This window comes from Amycolatopsis pigmentata (assembly GCF_042684065.1).
Taxonomy (GTDB): Bacteria; Actinomycetota; Actinomycetes; order Mycobacteriales; family Pseudonocardiaceae; genus Amycolatopsis_E; species Amycolatopsis_E pigmentata.
In genome coordinates this window covers 221,541-245,741 of sequence record NZ_JBHUKR010000009.1, presented here as the reverse complement: position 1 = coordinate 245,741, position 24,201 = coordinate 221,541, and the positions used below count along the sequence as shown (strand labels likewise).

The window sequence follows — 24,201 nt, the reverse complement described above, 5'->3', positions numbered from 1 at the left end:
GTAGACTTTCGCCAGCTAGAAAGGACACGAAGCATGGCGATGCGGGATCTGCGGTACTTCGGGGACCCGGTACTGAAAACGAAGTGTGAACCGGTGACGCGCTTCGACAAGGCCCTCGAAACCTTGGTCAACGACCTGCTCGAGACGGTCAAACCGGCCGGGCGGGCCGGGCTCGCGGCCAATCAGATCGGTGTCGGCCTCCGTGTGTTCAGCTACGACGTGGACAACCTGCTCGGCTACGTGATCAATCCGGAAATCGTCGAACTTTCGGAAAGCACGCACGAAATCAACGAGGGCTGCCTGTCGGTTCCGGAATTGTGGTTTCCCACCGTCCGCGCGGAACACGCGGTGGTCCGCGGTGTCGATCTGCGCAACGAACCGGTTGTGGTGGAAGGAAAAGGCGTGCTGGCGCAATGCCTCCAGCACGAGACCGACCACCTCGACGGCCTCCTCTACCTTGACCGCCTGAGCAAGGAACGCAAACGTGAAGCCATGCGCGAGGCCAGGACCAAGGACTGGTTCTGGCAACGCTCCTGAATTCCGCTCAGATTTGCCCGAGTACGTGGGGCAGCGAGTCCCGCGGTATCGCGATCCGTACCAGTCCCTCCTCTTCCGGAGGTTCGGGCTCGAGCCCGGCCTTCCGGGCGGTGCGGAAGAGCCCGTCACGCCCGGGCAGGGAAATGGCCACGAGACTGGTGTGCCCGCGGGCCGCGGCGAGCACAGCGAGCCTCGCCATCAATGCGGTGCCCACTCCCCGGCGTTGCCAAGAGTCTTCGACGAGCAGAGAGACTTCCGCGATCCGGCCGGCTCCGCCGAGGATCAGCTGTCCCATTCCGACGACTTCGTGGCCGCATACCGCCAGCACGCTGAGACCGCGGGGCGGCATGAGAAGGCGGTGCAGCCAGCGACGGGGCATCATGCGCATTCCGGTGTGGTAGCGCTGGAACAGACTGTCCGGCGAGCACCGCCGGTGCAGGTCCGACACGGCTTCGGCATCACCTGGTCGCCCCTGTCTCACGACGATCATGGCGCCGTCCGTGCAGGTCACCGCGGCGGGCTGGGAAATGCTGGTCCGCGCGCTGTCCAGCAGGCCGAGCAGCGCCTCGGCCCGGGCCAGCTCCAGCTGGACGAACGGCGCCCAGCGCCGGCGCGCGACGAACGCCCGCTCGCCGTCGACGGCGAAGGCGACCCGATGCCCGCCCTCGGTGCGTCCGGGGTTCGCTTCGGCGCGGGGGACCACGGTCACCAGATCAGCGGCGAGAACCTCCCGCAGCACGTCCGCCTGACGCGCGGGGTCGTCGACGGCGCGGCGAGCGGCGGACAACGTGGCCGTGGACGCGTCCACCAGTTCGCGGACATCCGCGTCGGTGACCTCCGAGCAGTCGCAGCCTTCGGCGCGGAGGGCACCGATCAGCTGTGTCTTGGTCAGCCCGGTGGCCGGCCGGATCACGACCTCGTCGAGAACGCCGCCCGGAACGGGCAGCACGGTCAGACCCAGGATGTTGCACTCCAGGTCCGCCATGCGGATCGCGACGCGGGCGAGCATGCCGGGGTGATCGTCCATGCGGATACGCAGGCGCCAGACGACCGAGGTGGTCTCGTCCGGCTCGATCGAAGTCCAGTTCCCGGGGGCCGGCGGGGCGGCCTGCGTCCGGGGGGCGGGGCCAATCTCCATTCGGCAACGATCCCGTTTCCGTGTTGCCGCACGAGCACACCGTTGTTTCGCGTTTGTCAGGCTTCCGGCCAGTGTGGCAATTACCCCGAAACAATCCCTGAACATCGTTCAAAGAAAGCAGGCCGAAGGGCCGGAGGTCACCACCGGGACCTCCGGCCCTTCAACCCGCGTGACGCCACCGAGGCGCCGGCAGGCCTTCCACCGTTTCCGATATCGCTTCCCCACGTACCGGAAGAATCAGCGGGTGGCCAGCCTCAGCAGCGCCCACAACTGCGCGATGGCGTCGGGATCGCCGTCCCAGCCGACCGCGTGATGCCCGACCCGGCCCCACAGCCACAGGTACACCGCCATCGGCGTGCCGGAAACCGTGCTGTCGGCCCGGCCGGCTTCGGCGGCCGAACAACGCCAGGCGACCGTCTCCTCGGGCCCGGCGCGGGCGATCCAGGTGTGCCCACCGGTCCGCACGGCCACCGATCTCGTGGTGGTCCCGGACAGGCCCAGCATCGGCAGCCGTCTGCCGAACCACACCGACAGCACCTCGTCCACCCCGTCGACCGCCATGTCCTCGGGGATCTCCGTGACCTCCCAGCCCGCCGCCGCCTGGGCGTCGGTGCGGTGGACGGTGGTCTCGTGGGCCATCCGCCGGGACCAGAACCCGTACGTCCGATCCGCCGGCCACCAGCTCGCCGCGAAGGTGCCGGGCTCATGCGCGGTCAGCTCAGCGAGCAGGTCCGCGAGCCCGGCCCGCAGATACTCTTCCCCGGTCTGCCCCGGGACCGGATCGGCCTGCCAGTCCAGCGGCCGGCGGCCCTCGGTGATCCACAGCCGGGCGACCCGGTAGACGCCACCGACGTGGCGCACGATCTCTCCGAGAGTGAACCCCGGACACGTCGGCACGGGCGTGGCCGCCGGCACGGCACGCGCGGCCATGGTGAGCGACTCCGCTTCGGCCCCGAGCACTTCCCGGAAGCGGCCGTGATCGATCAATGCCTGACCGGACATCACTTCCTCGTCTTCACGCGCACCCAGGAGCACACGCTCACCACCGTTCCCGGTCAGCGCGCCGTGCCCGTCCGCCCGGCGCCCGCTGCGCCGGGACGAAGCCGCTGACCAGGCCGCCGTGGACGACGCGGTCGGCGATGACGATGAACTGCCCGGCCTGCCGGCACAGGTCGTCGGCCGCTCTCGTGGTGAGACGACGGGTGATCCCCGCCTGCGCCGCGGCCTGCGCGGCCGAGTTCGCGGCGAAGAACCCGGCCCACTCGGCGAGTTCGGGCACCGCGGATTCGAGCAGGACCCACACGCTCGCCGGACGGGCGCGGCCGCGGTGTGGCCTGCCCCGGGCGACGAGCACCGCGGCACCGGCGCGCAGTGCCGCGAGATAGGAGGCGATGAACTTCGGGGCGGGCTCGGCCGCGTGCTCCGCCTCGGCGAGCCCGCGCCGGGCCTCCGCGATCAGGCGCAGAGCCGTCGGCTTGGGCGGAGCCGCGGGCGGTGACGGCGCCTGCCGGCGTCTCCGTGGAGGCGCCATGGGGAGCGGCAACGCGGGTTGAGCCGAGGAGGCACGGAACGGGATGGCAACGGACATTTCCCCTCCCTGGTCGTCGATCAAGGGCGGTACCCCGGCGCTGAAACGCTTCCCCCGTCCCCACGCCGGGGTACCTGACCGGCGAGCGCTCACCGGATGTCGAACTTTTGTTCGAGCAGATTCCAGCTTAGCTTCCGAACACGTGTTCGTTCAAGTCCTGGGACGGCGATCTCCGCGTCTCACCGCGGTACCACACGATCGAGTGAGGGCTTCGGGGCGCGGGAACCACCCGCGCCACCGGGACCGACCTGCAGGGCGTCACGCCGGGCCGGTCCGCCTATCCAGCCCACTTGCCCGGCGTCACACCACAGCGGCGCCGGTAGCGGGAACTTTCCCCGCGACGGGGACGACCAGCACGGCATGATTCTCAGGCGCACGCTCGCTTCGCTCACTCTGGCCGGTCTTGCCCTTCTGGCCGCCGCACCGCCGGCACTGGCACACACCGAACTCGACACCAGCGACCCGGCCGAAGGCGCTTCGCTCGCCACGGCACCGAAGCAGGTCCAGCTGAAGTTCGCCGAGGCGGTCACTCTTCCCGCCGATCCGGTCCAGGTGACCGGCCCCGGCGGCGCGAAATGGACCGTCGGCAAGGCCACGGTGGAGGGCGCCGTGGTGACGGCACCGATCGAAAACGCCGGTCCGGCCGGGGCGTCCGTGCTCGATTACACGGTCCTTTCCGACGACGGCGACGAAGTGAGGGGAAGCGTGCACTTCACTCTCACGGCCGCGGCACCCAGCACCGGCCAGACCCCGGAACGAGCCACGGCGCCCGCCCCAGCACCCGCGTCAGCGGCTCAAACGAGTGAATCCGGCGGTTTCCCGGTGTGGGCCTGGGTCGTCATCGGCGTCGTGGTGATCGCCGCGATCGGCGGGGTCGTCGTGGCGCGCTCACGCCGCTCGGCAGGGTGACGCCGGGGAAATCCGCGATATGCCGTCGCCCGAACGAGCGGACCGTGATCTGATATCCCTATGAGCAGCCTCGACCACCCCGCGGTCGCCAAGGTCGCCGCGGCGCTGGCGGAAGCGGGCCTGCACCGCGCCGCCGAGGGCATCCGGATCCTGCCCGCCGAGGCCCGCACCGCCGCGCAGGCCGCCGACGCGCTCGGCGTCGAGATCGGCGCGATCGCCAACAGCCTGGTGTTCAGGGCCGACTTCGGCGACCGGAGCGCACCGGTCCTGGCGCTGACCTCCGGGGCACACCGGGCGGACACGGACGAACTGGCCAGGCTGGCCGGTGCTTCGGCGGTGCGCAAGGCCGACCCCGAGTTCGTCAAGGAGCACACCGGACAGGTCATCGGTGGCGTCGCTCCGGTGGGGCATCCGGCCCCGCTGACCACGTTCGTGGACTCCGCGCTCGAACGCCACGAGGTCGTCTGGGCCGCCGCCGGGCACGCCAAAACCGTCTTCCCGACCACCTACGCCGATCTTCTGGCGCTGACCGGCGGGACCGCGGCGGAGTTGGCATCATGACCGCCGTGTCTCCCCGCTCCCCCTCGGCCGTTCAGTTCGCCCGGTTGTCACCCGACGAATTCCGCAACCGGCTACGGGAAGCGCTGGCCATCTATGTCGAGGCGATGCGGTATCCGCTGGGCACGGCCGAGCAGCGCGCGCCGATGTGGCTCACGCACGCGCTCCGTGAAGGGTGGCGTTCCGTCGCCGCGATCGACCCGGACGGAAAGATGCTCGGCATCGCCTACGGCTACCGCGGCAGTCCGGGCCAGTGGTGGCACGAGCAGGTGCGGCGCGGGCTGGTCAGGGAAAGCGGCGAGGAAGTGGCCAACGCCTGGCTGACCGACTATTTCGAGCTGACCGAGATCCATGTCCGCCCCCGGAGCCAGGGCGCCGGCATCGGTGAGAACCTGTTGCGTTGCCTTCTCCACGGCGTAGGAGACCGGCAGGTGCTGCTCTCCACGCCGGAAGGGCCGACGCGGGCGTGGAGTCTGTACCGGCGTGTCGGGTTCGGTGACGTGCTGCGAAACTACCACTTCGCCGGTGATCCGCGTCCGTTCGCGATCCTCGGCAGGCCCCTGCCGTTGCCGCCCCAGACCCGGCAGGCCGGTCACTGACCTGCCGGGAAAGCCGGCCACGAGCGTCACGTCTCGCCGCGAAGCCGTGAGCCGAAAGCGAGCGCTCCGGCCATCAGAGCCGCGCCGCACCACCCGGTGAGCCCCAGCCGGTCACCGAGCACGACGGCGGACAACACGGCCGCGGTCAGCGGTTCCAGCAGTACGGCAAGCGCGGTGACCACCGGGTGCGCGCGGCGAAGCGCCCGGAAATAGGCCGCGTAGCCCAGCGCTGTCGGTCCCAGACCGAGGTACAGCGCCGCCCCGATCGCCTTGGGCCGCAACGGAAGCGTCATACCCGACCACAGCGCGGCGGGAGTGGCCAGGAGACCGCCGACGAGCAGGGCGAACGCCGTGGTGCGCCACGGGTCCAGCCCCTCCACCGGATGGCGCGACACCAAGGTCAACGTGGCGAACCCGCCCCCGCACGCCAGCGCGAGGACGACACCGAGGGCCGGCCGCCAGCCGCTTTCCAGCCCCTGTGGTGACCACGTCAGCAGAACCAGCCCGGCGACCGCGACGGCGATCGCGGCCAGGGCGCCGGTGGCGGGCCTGCGCCGCTCGCGCACCGACGTCGCCAGCGCGACGAGCACCGGGACGCTGCCGATGGTGATCATGGTCGCCAGGCTCACCGAAGTGAGCGAGACCGCCGCGAAATAGCAGCTCTGGAACAGGCACATCAGCGCGCCGGAGACCAGGATCCGGCGCACCACGGGCTTGGTCCATACCATTCCGGTGAACCCGCCGGTGCCGGCGAGGATGGCGATCGCGCAGAAACCGCCGACCAGCAACCGGTACGCGGCCACGGACAACGGGCGGAGCCCCGCCTCGGTGGCGAGAAGGGACCCGGAGAGGCCGCCGGTGCCCCAGAGAATTCCGGCGAAGAGGAGCACGACCGCGGATCGGCCGCGCGCGGTCGTGACAGGTGTGGCAGACATGAGGAACAGCTCCAGCGTCGAAGAAGTCGGGGGACGACGACGCGGGGCGATCAGAAGTGCCGTCGGCGAGCTGTCCGATCAGGAGGCGGAAAGCACGCCGGATGGCGAAGGGAGTGCGGACCGAAAACGCCCGTCACCCAGGGAAGAGACTCGCCCCGCTCAGGAGCGTGGCGGTGGGGTGACGAGGAAGATCCGATGCATGCCCCCAAACTAGCAGTGTCTTTCAAGGCACGCGATCGGATTTTCCGTGGCCGCGATCAGCCGAATTCGGCGAGTTGTTCGCGGAGGGTGTCCAGGCCCATGCCGCCGAGGCGGAGCGCGCGGGTGTGGAACTCCTTGAGGTCGAAGGAATCGCCCTGACGCTGCCGCGCCTCGTCGCGTGCCCGCAACCACAGGCGCTCGCCCAGTTTGTACGCGGGCGCCTGCCCCGGCCAGCCGAGATAGCGGTCGATCTCGTCGCGGACGTGGGCCTCGTCGGTGACCGTCCGGGTCAGCATGAATTCCAGGCCGAGCGCGGGCGTCCACCGCTCGCCCTCGTGGAATCCGGTGCCCGCCGGGATTTCCAGCTCCAGGTGCATGCCGATGTCGACGATCACCCGTGCCGCGCGGAACAACTGCTCGGAGAGCATGCCGAGCAGTTCGCCGTCGTCGGAAAGGTAGCCGAGGTCACGCATCAGCCGCTCGGCGTACAGCGCCCAGCCTTCGGCATGCCCGGAGGTGAACGCCAGCAGCCGCTGGAAGCGGTTCAGCGAGTCACGCTGGTGCACCGCGGTCGCGATCTGGAGGTGATGGCCGGGTACGCCTTCGTGGTAGACGGTGCTGACCTCGCGCCAGGTGATGAACTCGTCCTTTCCGGACGGCAGGGACCACCACATCGTGCCCGGGCGCGAGAAATCCTCGTTGGGGCCGGTGTAGTAGGCGCCTACGCTTCCGCCCGGCGGCGCGATCCGGCAGTCGAGGGCCATCAACTCGTCGGGGATGTCGAAGTGCTTGCCGCGCAGTTCGGTCAGCGCGGTGTCGGAAAGCCGTTGCATCCACCGCTCGAACTCCTGCCGGCCGTGCACGCGGTAACGCGGTTCCCCGTCGAGGACCGCGGCCGCCTCGGCGACCGTCGCGCCGGGCTTGATCCTCCCGGCGACTTCGCGCATTTCGGCGTCGAGCCGCGAGAACTCGCCCCAGCCCCATTCATAGGCTTCGCGCGGATCCAGCGCCGCGCCGACGAAATACCGCGACCAGAGCCGGTAAGCGTCCTCGCCCACCGCGTCGGTGGGCTTCGCCTTCGGTGCGAGTTCGGCCCGCAGGAACCCGGCCAGCTCCGCGTAGGCCTCCCGCGCGGCACGCATTCCCCGCTGGAGATCGGCTCGCAACGCGTCGGAGACGTTTTCCGCCTGGGCCACGAGGGTCTCGAAATAACCTTCGCCGCCGCTCAGGCCGGCCCAGGTCTCGGCCTGCTCGGCCACCTTGGTGACCTGCCTCAGCGCGGGCGCGTTACCCGCGCCGGCCGCGGCGAGCAGGGACGCGCGAACGCCGTCGAGTGACGCCGGAACCTTCCCGAGCCGGGTCGCGATCGTGGCCCAGTGTTCGGGATTTTCGGTCGCCATCATGTCGAACACCATGCGCACGTCCTGGACCGGACTGGCGATGGTGTTGAGCGCGGCCAGATCCAGGCCCGCGTCGTGGATCTCCAGATCCAGGCCCAGCCGCTCGGTGAAGACCGCTTTGGCCGACCGTTCGGTGTCGTCGGCGGGGTCGGCCGAGGAGACCGCCTCCAGGGAACGCTTCGTCAGCGCGGCCCGCGCCGCGTGCCCTTCGGGGGAATAGTCGGTCAGCCGGTCCTCGTAGCCGGGGATGCCCCAGGCCGTCGCGGCGACGGGGTCCGCGGCGGCGAATTCCTCGACGTAGGTATCGCAGATCTGGTGAACGGAGGACATGGGTCCCAATCTAACCGCCCGATGTCCGCGGGGTGTGCTCGTATCGCCACTCTCAGGCGCGGACCGGGACCAACCCGAGCCGGTTGACCACCTCGCGAGTGGCCTTGGACCGGTTGAAGGTGTAGAAGTGCAGATCCGGCACGCCTTCGGCGATCAGCCTTTCGCAGAGTTCGGTGACGATGTCGAGTCCTTCGGCGCGGAAGGCCTTGGGATCGTCCTCGAGCGGCTCGAGGCGGTCCAGCAGCGAGGACGGCGCGGGCGCGCCGGAAAGCCTGATGGTGGTGTGCAGGGTGCGCGGCGTGGTCAGCGGCATCACCCCGGGAATGAGCAGCGCCGAACTGCCCGCGGCGGCCACCCGGTCGCGCAGGCGGAGGAAGTCCTCGGGCTGGAAGAACAGCTGCGCGATGGCGAACTCGGCACCGGCGGAGAACTTGCGCACCAGGTACCGGGTGTCGGTGTTCAGGTCCGGCGAGCGGGGGTGGCCGTAGGGGAAGGCGGAGACGCCGACGCAGAAGTCACCGAGCGAACGGACCAGCGAGACGAGTTCTTCCGCGTAGTTGAGGCCGTCCGGATGCGGTACCCACTCGCCGTACGGGTCGCCGGGGGGATCGCCGCGCAGGGCGAGGACGTTGCGCACGCCGACGGCGGCGTACCAGCCGATGACGTTGCGCAGTTCGGCGACGGAGTGGTCGACGGCGGTGAGGTGCGCCATCGGCACGAGTGTGGTTTCGGTGGCGACACGGGCGATGCTGCGGATCGTGCCGTCCCGGCTCGATCCTCCGGCGCCGTAAGTGATCGACATGTAGGCCGGGTCCAGCGGCTCCAGGTCCCGGATGGAGCGCCACAGCACCGCCTCGTCGGCCGCGTCGCGCGGGGGGAAGAACTCCACCGAGAACGCGGGCCTGTCACCGCGCAATCGCTCCACAATCGACGTCATGCGTCTCATGGTATCGAGACATGTGTCTCACACGGCTGTGCCGGCCACCACGATCCCACCTGGTGGGCGGACACGGATGGTCAACGACCAGGAGTCCTTCGTCACGCTCCGGCGTCGGACGCCGCGAGTTCGTGACTTTCGGCCTGTGCGCCCCAGCGGCGCGCGAGCACCGCGCAGATCATCAGCTGCGCCTGGTGGAACAGCATCAAGGGCAGCACGATGAGGCCGACGCTGCCCGCCGGGAACAGCACGGTGGCCATCGGCAGGCCACTGGCCAGGCTCTTCTTCGAACCGCAGAACACGATCGCGATCCGGTCGCCGCGATCGAACCCGAGGCGGGCGGAGACGAACTTCAGTACTCCCAGCATGACGAAGAACAGCGCCAGGTTCACCACCACCAGTCCGGCCAGCGAGATCCAGCGGACCTGGTGCCAGATTCCGGCCACGACGCCTTCGCTGAACGCCGTGTAGACCACGATGAGGATGGTGCACCGGTCGGCCCGGCCCAGTACCTTGCGGTGCGCCGCGATCCAGCCACCGATCCACCGCCGCGCGATCTGCCCGGCGATGAACGGCAGCAGCAGCTGAAGAGTGATCGAGACCACCGAGTGCAGCGAAAATCCGTTGCCGGTGGTCCGGAGCAGCAATCCGACCAGCAGCGGCGTGAGCACGATCCCGATCAGGCTGGAGAACGAGGCACTGCAGATGGCCGCCGCCACGTTGCCGCGGGCGATCGAGGTGAACGCGATCGACGACTGCACGGTCGAGGGCAGCGTGCACAGGAAGATCACCCCGGCGCTCAGCGCGGGGGTGAGCACGGCGGGCACCAGCGCCTTTGTCGCGAGGCCGAGCAAGGGGAACAGCACGAACGTGGCGAGAAGGATGATCACGTGCAGCCGCCAGTGCCGGAGTCCGGCCAGTGCCTCCGAAGTGGACAGCCGCGCGCCGTAGAGGAAGAAGAGCGCGCCGACGCCCACCTCGCTGACGATGGAGGCGATCTCGGCGCCCTGACCGCGGGCGGGCAGGAGGAACGCTATCCCCGCCACCGCGAGGATGCCCAGGATGAACGGGTCGATCCGAGCTTTGGCGAGCAGCGTGGCTCCGCGCATCCGGCGTCCCTTCCCTTTGCCTTCGATCTTCTCCGGTAACCCCAGTAATTGGGAAGTGCGATCGCCACCATAACTGTTATCGCGTTTGGTGATATCGTGGCCCTGTGCTGGATCCGGTCTGGCTCAGAACGTTCCTGATGGTCGCGGAAACCCGCAGTTTCACCCGCGCCGCGGACCGGCTCGGCCTGCGGCAGTCCACGGTCAGCCAGCACATCCGCAAGCTGGAGGACGTCAGCACCCAGCAACTCCTGCTCCGGGACACGCATTCGGTCGAACTCACCTCCGACGGCGAGGCGATGGTCGGGTTCGCGGTCAACGTGCTGGAAACCATCGACCGCGCGATGAGCTACTTCACCGGCTCCGAGTTACGCGGCCGCGTGCGGTTCGGCGCGTCGGAGGACTTCGTGGCGGGCCCGCTACCGGAGATCCTGCGCGCGTTCCGCCGCACCCACCCCGGCGTCGATCTGGAACTCACCGTGGCTCTTTCCGGCGTGCTGCACGAAAAGCTTCGTGCCGGCGAACTCGACCTCGTGCTCGGCAAACGAGGAGCGGGACAGGACCAGGGAAGTCCGCTGTGGACGGAAAAGCTGGTGTGGGTGGGCCGCGAAGGTTTCGAGCACGACCCCGCCGCGCCGGTCCCGTTGATCGCCTATCCGCCGCCGAGCATCACCCGCGCCCGCGCGCTGGAAGCGTTACGGCGCGAGGGAAAGCCGTGGCGAAGCGGCTGCACCAGCGGCAGCCTCAACGGCCTGCGCGCCGCGGCGCTGGCGGGGCTCGGCGTCGCGGTGTTCGCGCGGAGCCTGATTCCCGCCGGTCTGGTCGAACTGCCCCCGGGACACGGCCTGCCCTCTCTCGGCGAGGTCGAATTCATCCTCACCGGGCGGCGCGCGGCGATGCGGGGGCCGACGGCCGCGCTGTCGGAGGCGATCCGCACCGAAGCGAGCCGCCTCCACCACGACTAGTGCGAGTTTCCTTTCGGCAGGTGCCCCACGACCGCTCGCGCCAGCGTCGCCTGGGAACGGCGAATGTCCTCGGGCGAGCGGCCGCCGGCGAGTAACTCCTCGACAAGGTCGATACGCAGCGCCGAGAGGAGAACGTGGGCGGCATACCCGGTGTCGCCCGCCGTCGTCCCGGCCACGGCGTCCTCGATCAGGTTACGCAGGACGTCCTGCATCCACCGGTAGCGCTCGGTTCTCAGCGCTCCGGTAGAGGCCACCTCGCGCGCGCGAAGCAGGTGGCGGTTCTCCAGTTTGAAGGTCAGCAACGCGTCGAGGAAGGCGACGATCCGCTCGCACGGCTGCCCACTGGAGCCGAGCGGCGCCTCTTTTCCTTCCACGGCCTCGCGTACGGGCGCGAACTTCGTGTCCGACAAGGCGTCGAGGAGGCCGTCACGGCTGCCGAAGGCCCGGAACAAAGTCCCCTTTCCCACCCCTGCCGCGGCGGCGATCGCGTCCATCGTGACCGCGCCCGGAGCGTCGGCACCGGCGAAGAGCGCGTCGGCGGCGGCAAGCACGTGAGCGGTGGGAACCGGAGGACGGCCTCGCCGCGCACCACTTTCGGACCGAGAGTCCGGAATGTTGCTAAGGTGTTGTGGACTCATAGTCCGTAATCCTACTGGAGGCAAGCATGGCACCGACGTCCGTTCTTCCCGCATGGCTCGCCGAGGCGTTCGACGCCCTTGTCGCCGGTGATGTCGACGGCTGGGCGAGGATCTACGCGCCCGATGCGGTCCACGAACTCCCCTTCGCACCGGAGGGGCAGGTGCGGCGGCTCGAGGGACGGGAAACGATCGCCGCCCGTTTGAAGGAGGTCTTCGACTCCGGCGAAGGACGCCTCAGGTTCGGCTCCTTCGACGACGTTCGCGTGCGGGAGATCGGCGACGAAATCGTCATCGAGGGCAACGGCCGCCATTACCGGACCGACGACGGCACGCCGGTGGAAATCGGCTGTGTCTGGTTCATCACCCGCCGCGACGGCCAGGTGACGCATTTCCGTGACTACATGAACCCGCTTCCCCTGTCGGCACACCGGTTGTAGGGGCATGCACGTGGCTGACGTAGGTGGCGGCACATGGCCGACCACAGAGCGCGCCGGTGCCGAAGGCTACGGGAATACGGAGGCGGGCCGGAGGTCCGTCTACGGATTCCCGTGGGCGCGCAAGGCCGCCAAAAAATAGGGGAAACAGCGCTCAGAGGCCGGCGAGGAGATCGGTCTCGGTGATGCCCGGCCCCGCGCCCGCGCGGATGAACCACTCCGTGCCGAACGCATAACGGAACGCGTTGTCGGGCATGGCGAGGAAGAACGACTGCTCGCTGATCTGGCTGGCGTGGGCACGCATCGCGCGGCGCTTGTGGTCGAGGTAAGCCGTGACGTCGACCGCCGCGGTGATCTCGGCTTCCGACTTGCCCAGGTTCTCGGCGTCCGGCGGGACGTCCGGAAGCGCGGAATCCTCCCCGAATTCGGCGCGCGCCCGCACGAAATGGTCACGGTTCATCGTGTTCTGGTAGACGCGGGCGGTCCCGGCGATTTCGGCCGCGCGCATGCCGACCCGGTGCACCTGGATGTGGTCGGGGTGGCCGTAGCCGCCGTTGTCGTCGTAGACGGTGAGTACGTCGGCGTTCTCCTCGCGCAGGATGGAGGCGAGTTTTTCGGCCGCGTCGTCGACCGGCGTGGTCCAGAAGGAGCCCGGCGCGTCGTTGGTCTCGGTGCCCATCATCCCCGAGTCGAGGTAACCCAGGAACTCCACGCGCTCGACGCCGAGAATCTCGGCCGCCGCGTGGGTCTCGGCCACGCGGCGACGCCACAACGGCTCGTCTTCGCCGAGGAAGCCCTCCGGCACTTCGCCCCGCTCACCGCGCGTCGCGACGACGAGGACGACCCGATGGCCTTCCTCGAAGGCCTTCCGCATCACACCGCCACAGCCGATCGACTCGTCATCGGGATGGGCATGAAAAGTCACCAAGGTAGCCACGAAGCGAGAATACTGGGAACCACCCCCGAGATCGCGCGCATGCCCCGTTGGCAGCACGATGGACACATGGACTTCGACGCCGACCTGCCCGGCCACGTGCACCGGGAGCTGACCCGGTTCCTGAACGAGGCCTCGGCGGAGATCCGGGTGGCCGAGCCCGGTTTCGCCTACGCTGTCGACGCGCTCGCGGATTTCGTGCTGGGCGGCGGAAAACGGCTGCGGCCGACCTTCGCGTGGTGGGCCTGGCGCGGTGCCGGTGGCGACCCGGCGCACGCCGAGGGGGTCCTGCGGGCGGTGTCCAGCCTGGAACTCGTCCAGGCGTGCGCGCTGATCCACGACGATCTCATCGACTCCTCCGACTCCCGGCGCAACCGGCCGACGGTGCACATCGCCTTCGCCCGGCATCACACCAGCAGCAGCTGGCTCGGCTCACCCGAGGCGTTCGGGCTTGCCTCGGCCGTGTTGATCGGCGATCTGGCGCTGGCCTGGGCGGACGACATGTTCTCCACCGCCGGGCTGCCCGCGGAGAACCTGACCGCCGCCAGGCCGGCCTGGCGGGCGATGCGCACCGAAGTCCTCGCCGGGCAGTATCTCGACGTCCGTACCCAGGCGACCGGAGACACCTCACCGGAGGCCGCGTTGCGGGTCAGCAGGCTGAAAACGGCCGCCTACACCGTCCAGCGGCCGCTGCACCTGGGCGCCGCGCTGGCCGGCGCGAATCAGGAACAGGTCGACGCGCTCCTGGCGTTCGGGGCCGAACTCGGGGTCGCTTTCCAGTTGCGCGACGACCTTCTCGGGATCTTCGGCGATCCGTCGGTGACCGGAAAGCCCGCCGGGGACGACTTCAGGGAGGGCAAGCGGACCCTTCTCGTGGCACTCGGGTTGCAACTGGGCACCGCGCGGCAGGCCGAAATCATCACGAAGGCGGTCGGCAACGCCAGGCTGTCCGAACCGGAGGTCGCCGATGTGCGGGCGGCACTGATCACCTGCGGTGCCGTGGCGGCGGTGGAAGGCCGGATCGACGACCTGACCCGGAGCGCGCTCACCGCGTTACGGAGAGCACACCTGACCGGGCCGGCGGAGGAGCGGCTCACCGAACTCGCGGGCAAGGCGACGCAGCGGGTGTCGTGAATTCTCCTTACCCTGCCGTGATTTCCGGCCGCGCCGCGGGCCGTCCGGCCGAAGCGTCGCCCTGCGAGCGCCACGAGCGCCGATAAGCTGGCCATTATGACCACCAGGCCCATACGTATCGGACTACAGCTCCAACCCCAGCACGCGGATTACGCCAAGATCCGCGCCACGGCCGCGGAAGCGGAAGACCTCGGCGTCGACATCGTGTTCAACTGGGACCACTTCTACCCGCTCTACGGCGAACCCGAAGGCAAGCACTTCGAATGCTGGACGATGCTCGGCGCTTGGGCGGAGTCCACCTCCCGCGTCGAGATCGGCGCGCTCGTGACGTGCAACAGCTACCGCAACCCCGAACTGCTCGCGGACATGGCCCGCACGGTCGACCACATCAGCGACGGCAGGCTGATCCTCGGCATCGGCTCGGGCTGGTTCGAGAAGGACTACGCCGAGTACGGCTACGAATTCGGTACCGCGGGAAGCAGGCTCGACGACCTGGCCGAGTCCTTGCCCCGCATCGAAGCGCGCCTCGGCAAGCTGAACCCCGCGCCGACGCGGAAGATCCCGGTGCTGATCGGCGGTGGCGGCGAGAAGAAGACGTTGCGGCTGGTGGCCAAGCACGCCGACATCTGGCACAGCTTCGGGGATCCGGAGGTCCTGGCACGCAAGGTGGACATCTTGCGCGGGCACTGCGAAGCCGTGGGCCGCGATCCCGCCGAGATCGAGGTTTCGTGCGGAGTCGGCAGCCGGGGCTCGGCCACCGATCCCGAGGAACTCGGCGCCCAGCTGAGGAAACTCGGCGTCTCGCTGTTCACCGTCGGGGCAGGCGGCCCGGACTACGACCTCGGCAACCTGCGCAAATGGATCGCCTGGCGGGACGCTCAGGAGTCCTGAGGCCGACAGGTGTCCGGGTTTTCCGCAGGGGCGGGGAAACCCGGGCACGCCGGAACACCGCGCTCGCCGGAAGGCCGCGCGGAACGCGGGCCTGAACGCCGTTCAGAACGCCATTGCCTGTGCGCGCCGTTTGACCTCGGTGCCGTGGTTGGTGCGGAGCGCGTTGATGGGCGTGGTACCGGGCAACGAGTCGTCGGCGGTGTAAAGCCAGCGCAGCATTTCGGTGCGGCTGAAACCCGCGTCGGCCAGCACCGTCAACAACCCCGAGAGTCCCTTGACCGGTGTTCCCCCGGCGAAGAAATCGGCCGGTACGAACACCTCCCCGTCACGGCGGACGGCGAGCAGATGCCCGTCCCGCAACAGCTGCCGCACTTTGTTGAGCGACAATCCGAGTTCGGTACTCACCTGGGCCAGACTGAGCACCGCGGTATCCGGACCGAGCACATCATCAGCGACTGGAATCGCACTCACAGCTGACACTGTGCCACATTCCGCGTCACCGAGGGCAATTTCATTACTCCGACCGGCAGAAAACACTGTTCTTGCCCAGCCCTGTGCGCACGTCAGACCACGGAGGGCGACGGTCGCGCCCGAATCGGACAGAGTGGCTCACCACACGCCAGGCGATGTCCGTACCATCGGCTACCGTGACAACCACCGACACCGGCCTCGCCGGGACGTTGCTGGAGCAGCGTTACCGGATCGATTCGCTGCTCGCCCGGGGCGGTATGTCGTCGGTGTACCGCGGCACCGACACCCGGCTCGACCGCCCGGTCGCCATCAAGATCATGGATCCGCGGTTCGCCGACGACCGGTCGTTCGTCGACCGGTTCGAGCGGGAAGCCCGCTCCGCCGCCCGGCTCCATCACCCGAACATCGTGACCGTGCACGACCAGGGCGTCGACGGCGAACACGCCTTCCTGGTGATGGAACTGCTCGACGGCGGAACCGTGCGCGACCTGCTGGACCAGCGGGGCAGGCTCGACGTGGCGCTCGCGTTGAGCGTGGCCGAGCAGATGCTGGAAGCGTTGTCCGCCGCGCACACCGCCGGCCTGGTGCACCGCGACGTGAAGCCGGAGAACCTGCTGCTCGGACGCGCGGGCACGCCACCGGTCGGGGTGGTCAAGGTGGCCGACTTCGGCTTGGTGCGCGCCGTCGCCAGCACGGGCGCCACCAGTTCGAGCGTCATTCTCGGCACCGTCGGGTATCTCTCCCCCGAGCAGGTCACCGCGGGCGCGGCCGGCATGCGCGGCGACGTGTATTCGGCGGGCATCGTGCTCTACGAAATGCTGACCGGCCAGGTCCCCTACAGCGGCGACACCGCGATCTCGGTGGCCTACCGGCACGTGAACGACGACGTGCCCGCGCCCAGCACCCTGGTCCCCGGCCTGCCCGCCGTGCTCGACGACCTGGTGCTGCGCGCCACCCGGCGCGACCCGGAGGCACGGCCGGCCGACGCCGGCCTCTTCCTGCGGCGCCTGCGCGAGGTTCGCGCCTCGCTCGGACTCGGTCCGGTGCCGATCCCCGTCCCGCCTCCCGCGGGCCCGCCCCCGCCCCCGGTGGACGACCTGACGGTCCCCGCGTTCTCCGCGGTGGGCACCGCGCCGGTCGCCGGACCACGCGGCACGAGGGCGATGACACGCCTCGGCCACCAACCCCTGGTCGCTCAGCGGCAACCGCAACCCACCATGGCGGCGATGGCCCCGCCGCCCGGTTCGTACCCGCCTCCGGCGGCGCGGGACGACGAGGACGATCGCCGCCGGAAGAAGACGATCGCGCTGCGCGTGCTGCTGGTGCTGGTGATCGGCGGCCTCATCGGCACGATGGTGTGGTGGTTCGCCGGGGGCGGCAAGCAGATCGCCGACGCGGTGGACGTGCCGCAGGTGGCGGGCATGGACCGGCCGACCGCCGAGAAGACCCTGCACGACAAGGGGTTTTCCACCAGGATCAGCCAGCAGGCGAGTGACACCGTGGCCGCGGGAATGGCCATCGGCACCACCCCGGCGGCCGGCTCGTCCGCGTCGCCGGGCAGCCAGGTCACGCTCCTCGTCTCCTCCGGCAAGCCGAAGGTGCCCGACATCGTCGGCGCGACCCGCGAAGAGGCCGAGTCGTCGATCGTCTCGCAGCAACTCAAGGCCGCGCACGACACCAGCAAGGACGATTTCAGCGGGTCCGTGCCGAAGGACCACGTACTCACCGTGAGCCCGCAGGCCGGCACGCCGGTCGCCATCGGGGCGACGGTCACCTACGGATTGTCCAAGGGCACTCCGCCCAAACCCGTGCCGAACGTGGTGGGCAAGTCCCACGACCAGGCGTTCCAACTCCTGCAGCAGGCCGGTTTCGAGCCCTTCGACGCCGGCACCGAGTTCGCCCGCGGGGTACCGGCGGGCAACGTGACCCGGACCAGTCCGGCGGCGGGCAGCCGTCCGGACGACACGGACGGCAAGCGGGTCGGGGTGTTCACCTCGAACGCGGTCCAGGTGCCCTCGGTGTTCGGGATGAGCCTCCAGGAGGCCGTCCAGACGCTGACCGACGCGGGACTCCAGGTCAACGGGGACGGTGACGGAGGAGGTGGCCGCCGTGGTTTCAGCTTCGTGGTCGGCCAGGATCCGGACGCCGGCAGTTTCGTGCAGAAAGGCACGAAAGTGAAATTGAAAACTTTTCCGTAATCACCCGCTCCACCTGAACCGTCTGTCCTCTGTGGACGGTGTGCATCCATTCGAGTGAACGGAGTTCGGCGTTAGCGTCACCGAAACACGGGGACTACGCTGATGTCACGTCCGTTTGGTCGAGTAGAGCCAACACATCGCACACCGACCACAGAAGGGTCCCTATGCCCGGCCGCCAACTCAGCGGGCTCGATATCGCATTCCTGTGCCTGGAAGGCAGGGCCACGCCCATGCACATGGGCGCCGTCGTGACGTTCCGGCCAGGGGCGCCGGTGAACGAGGACCGGCTCGCGTCGCTGCTCGCCGAGCGTGCCGCCCGCGTTCCCCGCCTGCGCCTGCGCATCGGCTCGACGCTGTTCCCACCCGGGGGCGCCACCTGGGTGGAGGACACCCGGTTCGACCCCGCGGACCACATCCACGTCCATCGCCTGAGTGAATTCTGCGTCGAGGACCCGCTCACCGCCTACGCCGCCGGATGGATCGAGGAATCGCTCGACCTCGACCGCCCGCCCTGGAGCCTGCACGTGGTCACCGGGTTGCCGGAGGGCAGGTTCGCGCTGCTGCTCAAGCTCCACCACGCCTTCACCGACGGCGCGGGCGCCTTCGCGGTGGCGGCCGGCCTGCTGGACGAACTCCCGATCACGCGGGCGTTGCTGGAGGCCACGGAGCCTCAGCCCGAAAGCCGGTCACCGCTGGAACTGCTCAGGGACGGCATCGCCACCGCGATCACCGACGCCGGGAAGGGGGCGGGCATCGCCTCGGCGATCCTGCGCGCCGCCCGGCCGTATCCCACCTCACCGCTGTCCGCGCCGAGTTCGGCGAGCCGCCGACTGGGTTTCGTCCGGCTGGACGTGGCCGACATCCGCAAGATCCGCGCCGCGCACGGCGGCACGGTCAACGACGTGATCCTGGCCGTGCTGACCGGGGCGCTGCGCGACTGGCTGGTCAACCGCGGCCAGCGGCTCGACGGGCGCGGCGTCCGCGCGCTGGTGCCGGTCAGCACGCGCGCCCGTGACACCGGGCCCGCGGCCAACCAGCTCTCCGGATACCTGTGCGATCTTCCCGTGCACCTGGAGGACCCGGTGCGGCGGCTGCGTGAGATCCACCAGTCGATGCACCGCAACAAGGCGGCGGGCCCGCTGTCGGGCCCGGGTGCCGTGCCGGTGCTGGCCGGCCGGATCCCCCCTCCGGTGCACCGGATCGCGACCCGGGCGGCGGGCCAGGTGGCGGGACTGCTGTTCGACATCGTGATCACCAACGTGCCGCTGCCCAAACTGGAACTCGGCCTCGACGGCGCGTCGTTGGAGGAGGTCTACCCCCTGGTGCCGCTGGCACCGAGGCACGCACTGGGCGTGGCGGCCGCCGTCTATCGCGACGGCGTCCACATTGGACTCCAGGCGAACGGTGACGCGGTGGCCGACACCGGATCGCTGCGAGATGCCGTCCTGAAATCCGCCGCCGCACTTTACCAATCCGCCTGAAAGCAGGCCGAACGGTCAGCCTGTTTGCCGGTAGGGACCCGGCTGTTCTCCGAATTGGTAACGGAACGGCGCAGCATGAGCGATCCGCGTCACCCTGACGCGGAAACGTAGGTCATGATTGGACCATGCCGGTCCCCCAAGCGCACTCGTTTCCGCGCGGGCTCTCGCGCGCGACCAGGAGTGCGATCATCGTTCCCGTACCCGAGACCGACCACCTCGTTGCCTGGCACCGGCGTGCGCTGAGTTCGCGGCCGACGGCGAGCGTTCCCGCCCATGTCACCGTGCTGTACCCGTTCGTACCACCATGCGAAATCGATGACGGCACAATTACCGGCATAGAGGCCGCGCTTTCCGGTTTCCGCCCTTTCGAGTGCGCCTTCTCACAGGTGAAATGGTTCGACGACGAGGTGGTCTGGCTCGAACCCAAGCCGGACGACCATTTCCGCGCGCTCACTCAGGCGATGTGGAAACGTTTTCCCGCGCACCCGCCCTACGCCGGTGAGCATCCGGACACGGTGCCGCACCTGACGGTGATCGACAGCCGCATCGGCGATCCGGAGGGCAAGCGGCGCGCCGCGGCCGACCTCGCCGCCGTGCTGCCGGTCCACGCCTGGATCGACCGTGTCCGGCTCGTCGCGGGTGACGACGAACACGGGCCATGGCGCACCGTCACCGAGTTCACGCTCTCGGGCTGACCCGCCCGTCTCCCACCACCGCCCTCAACGGACACGCTCCGCGCGGCGGCCACACCCAGCGTCTCCACCGCCACCCTCAACGGACACGCTTCGCGCGGACAGCCAGTCCCTAGCCTCGGAGCATCTCGGCGACCAGGAAGGCCAGTTCCAGCGACTGCTGGGTGTTCAGGCGCGGGTCGCACGCGGTCTCGTAACGGCCGGCGAGGTCGAGATCGGAGATCTCCTGGGCCCCGCCGAGACATTCGGTGACGTCCTCGCCGGTCAGCTCGACGTGGATCCCGCCCGGATAGCTGCCCAGTTTGTGATGCACCTCGAAGAAACCCTGGACCTCGTCGATGATCCGATCGAAGTGCCGGGTCTTGTACCCGTTCGAGGACTCGTGGGTGTTGCCGTGCATCGGGTCGCACTGCCAGACCACCTTGTGCCCCGTGGCCTCGACCTCTTCCACGATCGCGGGCAGCACCTCCCGCACCTTGCCGTTGCCCATCCGCGAGATCAGCGTCAGCCTTCCGGGCTGGTTGAGCGGATCGAGCCGGCGCACGTACTCCACCGCCTGGGCGGGCGTGGTCGTCGGGCCGATCTTGACCCCGATCGGGTTGGCCAGCAGCTCGGCCAGGGCGATGTGCGCGCCGTCGAGCTGACGGGTCCGCTCCCCGACCCACAGGAAGTGGGACGACAGGTTGTAGAGCCTGGGATTCTCCGCGTCGGCGTTGTCCAACCGCAGCAACGCGCGTTCGTAGTCCAGCAGGAGCGCTTCGTGACTGGCGAAGATCTCCGTCGAGTGCAGGGAAGTGTCCTGGACGCCACAGGCACTCATGAACCGCAGCCCACGGTCGATCTCCCCGGCCAGGGCTTCGTACCGCTCTCCGGCCGGGGAGGTCCGCACGAAGTCCTTGTTCCAGTCGTGGACCTGGGTCAGGTCCGCCATGCCCGACGCGGTCAGGGCACGGAGCAGGTTCATCGCGGCGCCCGAGTTCGCGTACGCGCGGATCATCCGGCTCGGGTCCGGCACCCGGAGCTCCGGCTTGGCCACCAGCGAGTTGACGATGTCGCCCCGGTAGACCGGCAGGCCCAGCACATCGTTCGCGGCCGAGCGCGGTTTTGCGTACTGCCCGGCGATCCGGCCGACCTTGACCACCGGCAGGCTAGCGCCATAGGTGAGCACCACGGCCATCTGGAGGAGCGTCCGCATGTTGGCACGGATGTGCGGCTCGGTGTTGGACTCGAAGGTCTCCGCGCAGTCACCACCCTGAAGCATGAAGGCCTCACCGCGCGCGACCATCGCCAGCCGGTCCCGCAGCCGGTCGATCTCGACCGGCACGGTGATCGGCGGCACGCTCTCCAGCACCGCGCGCACCCGGCGGGCGGCATCGGCGTCCGGCCATTCGGGCTGTTGCGCGGCCGGCCGGCCGAGCGCGTCATCCAGGCGCGCACGCAGCCCCGGCGGCAGGGGAGGCAGCTCGGGCAGGGTGTCGACAGGGACGTCCACGGTCCAGTTCACGACACCCAGGATATGGGCCGGTCCCGGACGAGCGGGACCGGCCCAGGTGAGCGGTCCTCAGGAAGAGGCGGCGGTGTTGTAGAGCTTCTGCGCGTCGGCGCCGAAGTACGGACCGAACATGAAGCCCGGCAGGAAGTTGTAACCGAAACTGTTCACCGAGTTCTGCACGCCCGTTCCAGCGGCCGAGTCGAAGCTCTGGAACCACGGCCCTCCGCTGGAACCGCCCGTCATGTCACAGTTGAGGCCGTTGTCGTTACTGCCGAAGTAGTCGGTGAACGTGGTGCCCGCGCAGTAGTCCAGCTTGGTGCCGTCGTAGGGCACCTCGGCGGGATAGCCGAAGCTGTACATGCGCTGGCCACGAGCCTGGTTGAAGGCGATCCCCTGGCCGCCGACCACGTCGGTGAGACGCCGGCCGTTCACCGTGTCGACGACAGCCGCGCCGACGTCGTAGTTGAGGTCCTCGCTGGCGGCCCACTGCGGGGTGGACATGGTCTTCTTCGCCGGCCACTGACCGTAAGGGGCGTTGCCGTTGTTGTAGCCGGGCACGAAGACCCAGTTGGTGTGCCAGGTTCCGTTGAGCTTCACGCAGTGCCCGGCGGTGATGACGGTGCTGGAGTTGCCGCTCGTGACCGCGTCACCGCTGCAGGAAGCCTTGGCACCGTTGTAAAGGAAGAAGACCCGGCCCGCGGTCTTGGTGACCTTGCCGCCGCCGGTCCACACCGAGCCGGGCGTGGAGGACGAAGGCGTCGAAGGAATCAGCGACGGGAGCCCGCCGGCCACCTGCCCCGCCAGCGAATTGACTGTCTGGACCAGACCGTCCAAAGGGGTCGCCGCGCGCATGTCGGCCGGAGTCCAGAAATCCTTGGCCGCAGCCGAATCCGACAACTGATGAACGGCCGGCGACGGTGTCTGCTGAGCACCGGCCGAGGCCGGTGCCACGAATCCCGCCGTCAGAACGCTCGCGGCGAGCAAAAAACCCGCCCGCGCCTTTACCTTCATGTGGACCCCGTTCCACTCGCCGAAACAACCGTACGCGACAGTAGGTTCGACGAGGGGGTGAGATCAATAGGCCAAACGGGCTCCGGGTGTTACACGACCGCTAAAGGCAACGCACCGGGGTGCACGGGCGCGGGGAGATCCGAGTCGCCGGTCAGATAGGCGTCGACCGCGTGCGCGGCCGAGCGGCCTTCGGCGATCGCCCACACCACAAGGGAAGCGCCACGATGCGCGTCGCCGCAGACGAAAACTCCGGGCGCGCCGGTCTGCCAGTCCGTGCCGCAGGACAGCGAACCCCGCCGGTTCGGCTCCAGGCCGAGGTCGTCGAGCAGGCGCATCCGCTGCACCCCCTCGAAGCCGATCGCGAGCAGCACCAGATCCGCGGGGATCTCCTCGGTCTCGTCGCCGACCGGGACGACCTCACGCCGCCCTGTCTCCGGGTCGCGGGACACCCGGACCCGCTGCAGTTCGATGGCGCGCACGTTTCCCGAGTCGTCGCCGACGAACCGCTTGACCGCGACGCCGAACGTGCGCTCGCCGCCCTCTTCGTGGGCCGGGTAGGTGCGCAGCACGTAGGGCCAGGTGGGCCAGGGCGACCGGTCGTCGTCACGGGTCTGGGGCGGCATCGGGTACTGGTCGAGCTGCGTCACCGACCGCGCGCCCTGCCGGGTCGCGGTGCCGTAGCAGTCGGCACCGGTGTCACCACCACCGATGACGACCACGTGCTTGCCGGCCGCGTCGATCTCGGGCGGTCCGTCACCCTCGCACTGCCGGTTGGCCTGCACGAGATGTTCCATCGCCAGATGGATTCCGGCGAGCTCACGCCCCGGCGTCGAGGTGTCGTCCCGGTCGCGCAACGCACCGACCGCGAGCACCACGGCGTCGTAGGAGGCCCGCAGTTCCTCGACGGTGAGATCCACGCCCACCTCGCACGAGGTGACGAACCTCGTGCCCTCCTTCTTCAACTGGGCCAGGCGCTTGTCGAGATGCTTCTTCTCCATCTTGAACGCGGGGATGCCGTACCGGAGCAGCCCGCCGAGCCGGTCGTCCCGCTCGAACACGGTGACCTCGTGGCCCGCGCGGGTGAGCTGCTGCGCGGCGGCCAGTCCCGCCGGCCCCGACCCGACGACAGCGACCCGCTGGCCCGAGGAGACCTCCGCCGCCTGAGGCTCGACGATGCCCAGCTCCCACGACTTCTCGGCGATCGTGGCCTCGACCCGCTTGATCGCCACCGGACCGCCCGAGGCCGGGGAGATGGACAGCACGCAGCCCGCCTCGCACGGCGCGGGGCACAGTTTCCCGGTGAACTCGGGGAAATTGTTCGTCGCGTGCAGGCGGTCGCTCGCGGCCTCCCACTGGCCCTGGCGCACCAGGTCGTTCCATTCCGGGATCAGGTTGCCCAGCGGGCAGCCCGCGCTGCCGGAGTGACAGAACGGAATCCCGCAGTCCATGCACCGGGTGGCCTGCGTGCGCACCTGCTTGTCCCGTTCGGCCGGGTCCAGGTCGGCGTAGACCTCGCGCCAGTCACCGATCCTTTCCTCACGCGCCCGTTTCCGGCCCTCGGCTCGCTCGAACTTCAGGAAGCCCTTCGGGTCAGCCACGAGCCACTCCCCTTTCCTGGCGGC

24 protein-coding genes are annotated in these 24,201 nt (G+C 69.3%); 11 read left to right on the top strand and 13 right to left on the bottom strand.

What is annotated here, in order from left to right:
* Window positions 1-33 precede the first annotated feature (33 nt).
* The gene (gene def / locus ACFSXZ_RS20615; protein ID WP_378266738.1) at window positions 34-537 is read left to right on the top strand and encodes a peptide deformylase; all 504 of its coding nucleotides are present in this window, start codon (window positions 34-36) and stop codon (window positions 535-537) included.
* Window positions 538-544: 7 nt separating this feature from the next.
* On the opposite strand, the gene ACFSXZ_RS20610 is transcribed toward def, so the two are convergent.
* The 3 genes from ACFSXZ_RS20610 to ACFSXZ_RS20600 form a co-directional block, all read right to left on the bottom strand.
* On the bottom strand, window positions 545-1,675 hold the full coding sequence (locus tag ACFSXZ_RS20610; RefSeq protein WP_378266737.1) for a GNAT family N-acetyltransferase: 1,131 nt from the start codon (window positions 1,673-1,675) through the stop codon (window positions 545-547).
* Between the two features lie 237 nt (window positions 1,676-1,912).
* Complete coding sequence (locus tag ACFSXZ_RS20605; RefSeq protein ID WP_378266993.1) at window positions 1,913-2,677, bottom strand: maleylpyruvate isomerase family mycothiol-dependent enzyme; 765 nt, start codon at window positions 2,675-2,677, stop codon at window positions 1,913-1,915.
* 37 nt (window positions 2,678-2,714) lie between these two features.
* Window positions 2,715-3,263 (bottom strand): SAV_6107 family HEPN domain-containing protein, encoded by a 549-nt coding sequence (locus ACFSXZ_RS20600; RefSeq protein WP_378266736.1) that lies wholly within the window; start codon window positions 3,261-3,263, stop codon window positions 2,715-2,717.
* Window positions 3,264-3,623: 360 nt separating this feature from the next.
* On the opposite strand from ACFSXZ_RS20600, the gene ACFSXZ_RS20595 reads away from it, so the two are divergent.
* From ACFSXZ_RS20595 to ACFSXZ_RS20585, 3 genes are read left to right on the top strand one after another with little or no spacing between them, the layout of a single operon-like run.
* Window positions 3,624-4,172 (top strand): copper resistance CopC family protein, encoded by a 549-nt coding sequence (locus ACFSXZ_RS20595; protein ID WP_378266735.1) that lies wholly within the window; start codon window positions 3,624-3,626, stop codon window positions 4,170-4,172.
* A gap of 60 nt (window positions 4,173-4,232) precedes the next feature.
* Complete coding sequence (locus tag ACFSXZ_RS20590; RefSeq protein WP_378266734.1) at window positions 4,233-4,733, top strand: YbaK/EbsC family protein; 501 nt, start codon at window positions 4,233-4,235, stop codon at window positions 4,731-4,733.
* Window positions 4,730-5,329 (top strand): GNAT family N-acetyltransferase, encoded by a 600-nt coding sequence (locus ACFSXZ_RS20585; RefSeq protein WP_378266733.1) that lies wholly within the window; start codon window positions 4,730-4,732, stop codon window positions 5,327-5,329. Before ACFSXZ_RS20590 ends, ACFSXZ_RS20585 begins: the two co-directional genes overlap by 4 nt.
* Window positions 5,330-5,355: 26 nt before the next feature.
* Here the strand turns inward: ACFSXZ_RS20585 and ACFSXZ_RS20580 are convergent, their stop codons facing one another.
* The 4 genes from ACFSXZ_RS20580 to ACFSXZ_RS20565 form a co-directional block, all read right to left on the bottom strand.
* A complete protein-coding gene (locus tag ACFSXZ_RS20580; RefSeq protein WP_378266732.1) occupies window positions 5,356-6,264 on the bottom strand; it encodes a DMT family transporter in 909 nt (302 codons plus the stop codon).
* Window positions 6,265-6,521: 257 nt separating this feature from the next.
* Entirely contained in the window at window positions 6,522-8,195 is a 1,674-nt protein-coding gene (locus ACFSXZ_RS20575; RefSeq protein ID WP_378266731.1) for a DUF885 domain-containing protein, read from the bottom strand.
* Window positions 8,196-8,247: 52 nt separating this feature from the next.
* Window positions 8,248-9,132 (bottom strand): methylenetetrahydrofolate reductase, encoded by an 885-nt coding sequence (locus ACFSXZ_RS20570; protein ID WP_378266730.1) that lies wholly within the window; start codon window positions 9,130-9,132, stop codon window positions 8,248-8,250.
* Window positions 9,133-9,233: 101 nt separating this feature from the next.
* Window positions 9,234-10,241 carry a bile acid:sodium symporter family protein gene (locus ACFSXZ_RS20565; protein WP_378266729.1) on the bottom strand — a complete coding sequence of 336 codons (1,008 nt, stop codon included), beginning with the start codon at window positions 10,239-10,241 and terminating at the stop codon, window positions 9,234-9,236.
* A gap of 104 nt (window positions 10,242-10,345) precedes the next feature.
* Here ACFSXZ_RS20565 and ACFSXZ_RS20560 point away from each other — a divergent pair, with 104 nt between their 5' ends.
* On the top strand, window positions 10,346-11,203 hold the full coding sequence (locus tag ACFSXZ_RS20560; RefSeq protein ID WP_378266728.1) for a LysR family transcriptional regulator: 858 nt from the start codon (window positions 10,346-10,348) through the stop codon (window positions 11,201-11,203).
* On the opposite strand, the gene ACFSXZ_RS20555 is transcribed toward ACFSXZ_RS20560, so the two are convergent.
* A complete protein-coding gene (locus ACFSXZ_RS20555; protein ID WP_378266727.1) occupies window positions 11,200-11,754 on the bottom strand; it encodes a TetR/AcrR family transcriptional regulator in 555 nt (184 codons plus the stop codon). The two genes, ACFSXZ_RS20560 and ACFSXZ_RS20555, sit on opposite strands and share 4 nt — an antisense overlap.
* Before the next feature lie 113 nt (window positions 11,755-11,867).
* Here ACFSXZ_RS20555 and ACFSXZ_RS20550 point away from each other — a divergent pair, with 113 nt between their 5' ends.
* Entirely contained in the window at window positions 11,868-12,278 is a 411-nt protein-coding gene (locus tag ACFSXZ_RS20550) for a nuclear transport factor 2 family protein (RefSeq protein WP_378266726.1), read from the top strand.
* Between the two features lie 151 nt (window positions 12,279-12,429).
* Here ACFSXZ_RS20550 and ACFSXZ_RS20545 read toward each other — a convergent pair whose 3' ends face one another.
* On the bottom strand, window positions 12,430-13,212 hold the full coding sequence (locus ACFSXZ_RS20545) for a PIG-L family deacetylase (RefSeq protein WP_378266725.1): 783 nt from the start codon (window positions 13,210-13,212) through the stop codon (window positions 12,430-12,432).
* A 66-nt stretch (window positions 13,213-13,278) separates the two neighbouring features.
* On the opposite strand from ACFSXZ_RS20545, the gene ACFSXZ_RS20540 reads away from it, so the two are divergent.
* Together ACFSXZ_RS20540 and ACFSXZ_RS20535 are read left to right on the top strand one after the other, a co-directional pair.
* Window positions 13,279-14,343, top strand: coding sequence for a polyprenyl synthetase family protein (locus ACFSXZ_RS20540; RefSeq protein ID WP_378266724.1), 1,065 nt, complete (start codon window positions 13,279-13,281; stop codon window positions 14,341-14,343).
* A 96-nt stretch (window positions 14,344-14,439) separates the two neighbouring features.
* Window positions 14,440-15,234 carry an LLM class F420-dependent oxidoreductase gene (locus tag ACFSXZ_RS20535; protein ID WP_378266723.1) on the top strand — a complete coding sequence of 265 codons (795 nt, stop codon included), beginning with the start codon at window positions 14,440-14,442 and terminating at the stop codon, window positions 15,232-15,234.
* A 102-nt stretch (window positions 15,235-15,336) separates the two neighbouring features.
* Here the strand turns inward: ACFSXZ_RS20535 and ACFSXZ_RS20530 are convergent, their stop codons facing one another.
* A complete protein-coding gene (locus ACFSXZ_RS20530) occupies window positions 15,337-15,705 on the bottom strand; it encodes an Rv2175c family DNA-binding protein (RefSeq protein ID WP_378266722.1) in 369 nt (122 codons plus the stop codon).
* Between the two features lie 176 nt (window positions 15,706-15,881).
* Here ACFSXZ_RS20530 and pknB point away from each other — a divergent pair, with 176 nt between their 5' ends.
* The 3 genes from pknB to ACFSXZ_RS20515 all read left to right on the top strand — a co-directional run bounded on the left by pknB (window position 15,882) and on the right by ACFSXZ_RS20515 (window position 20,079).
* Window positions 15,882-17,903, top strand: a complete 2,022-nt coding sequence (gene pknB / locus ACFSXZ_RS20525) for a Stk1 family PASTA domain-containing Ser/Thr kinase (RefSeq protein ID WP_378266721.1) — start codon at window positions 15,882-15,884, stop codon at window positions 17,901-17,903.
* 164 nt (window positions 17,904-18,067) lie between these two features.
* Window positions 18,068-19,384, top strand: a complete 1,317-nt coding sequence (locus ACFSXZ_RS20520; protein ID WP_378266720.1) for a wax ester/triacylglycerol synthase family O-acyltransferase — start codon at window positions 18,068-18,070, stop codon at window positions 19,382-19,384.
* A 125-nt stretch (window positions 19,385-19,509) separates the two neighbouring features.
* On the top strand, window positions 19,510-20,079 hold the full coding sequence (locus ACFSXZ_RS20515) for a 2'-5' RNA ligase family protein (RefSeq protein WP_378266719.1): 570 nt from the start codon (window positions 19,510-19,512) through the stop codon (window positions 20,077-20,079).
* Window positions 20,080-20,188: 109 nt separating this feature from the next.
* Here ACFSXZ_RS20515 and ACFSXZ_RS20510 read toward each other — a convergent pair whose 3' ends face one another.
* The 3 genes from ACFSXZ_RS20510 to ACFSXZ_RS20500 form a co-directional block, all read right to left on the bottom strand.
* On the bottom strand, window positions 20,189-21,592 hold the full coding sequence (locus ACFSXZ_RS20510; RefSeq protein WP_378266992.1) for a class II 3-deoxy-7-phosphoheptulonate synthase: 1,404 nt from the start codon (window positions 21,590-21,592) through the stop codon (window positions 20,189-20,191).
* A 45-nt stretch (window positions 21,593-21,637) separates the two neighbouring features.
* A complete protein-coding gene (locus tag ACFSXZ_RS20505; protein WP_378266718.1) occupies window positions 21,638-22,579 on the bottom strand; it encodes a trypsin-like serine peptidase in 942 nt (313 codons plus the stop codon).
* Between the two features lie 89 nt (window positions 22,580-22,668).
* Window positions 22,669-24,177 (bottom strand): glutamate synthase subunit beta, encoded by a 1,509-nt coding sequence (locus ACFSXZ_RS20500; protein WP_378266717.1) that lies wholly within the window; start codon window positions 24,175-24,177, stop codon window positions 22,669-22,671.
* Window positions 24,178-24,201 lie beyond the last annotated feature (24 nt).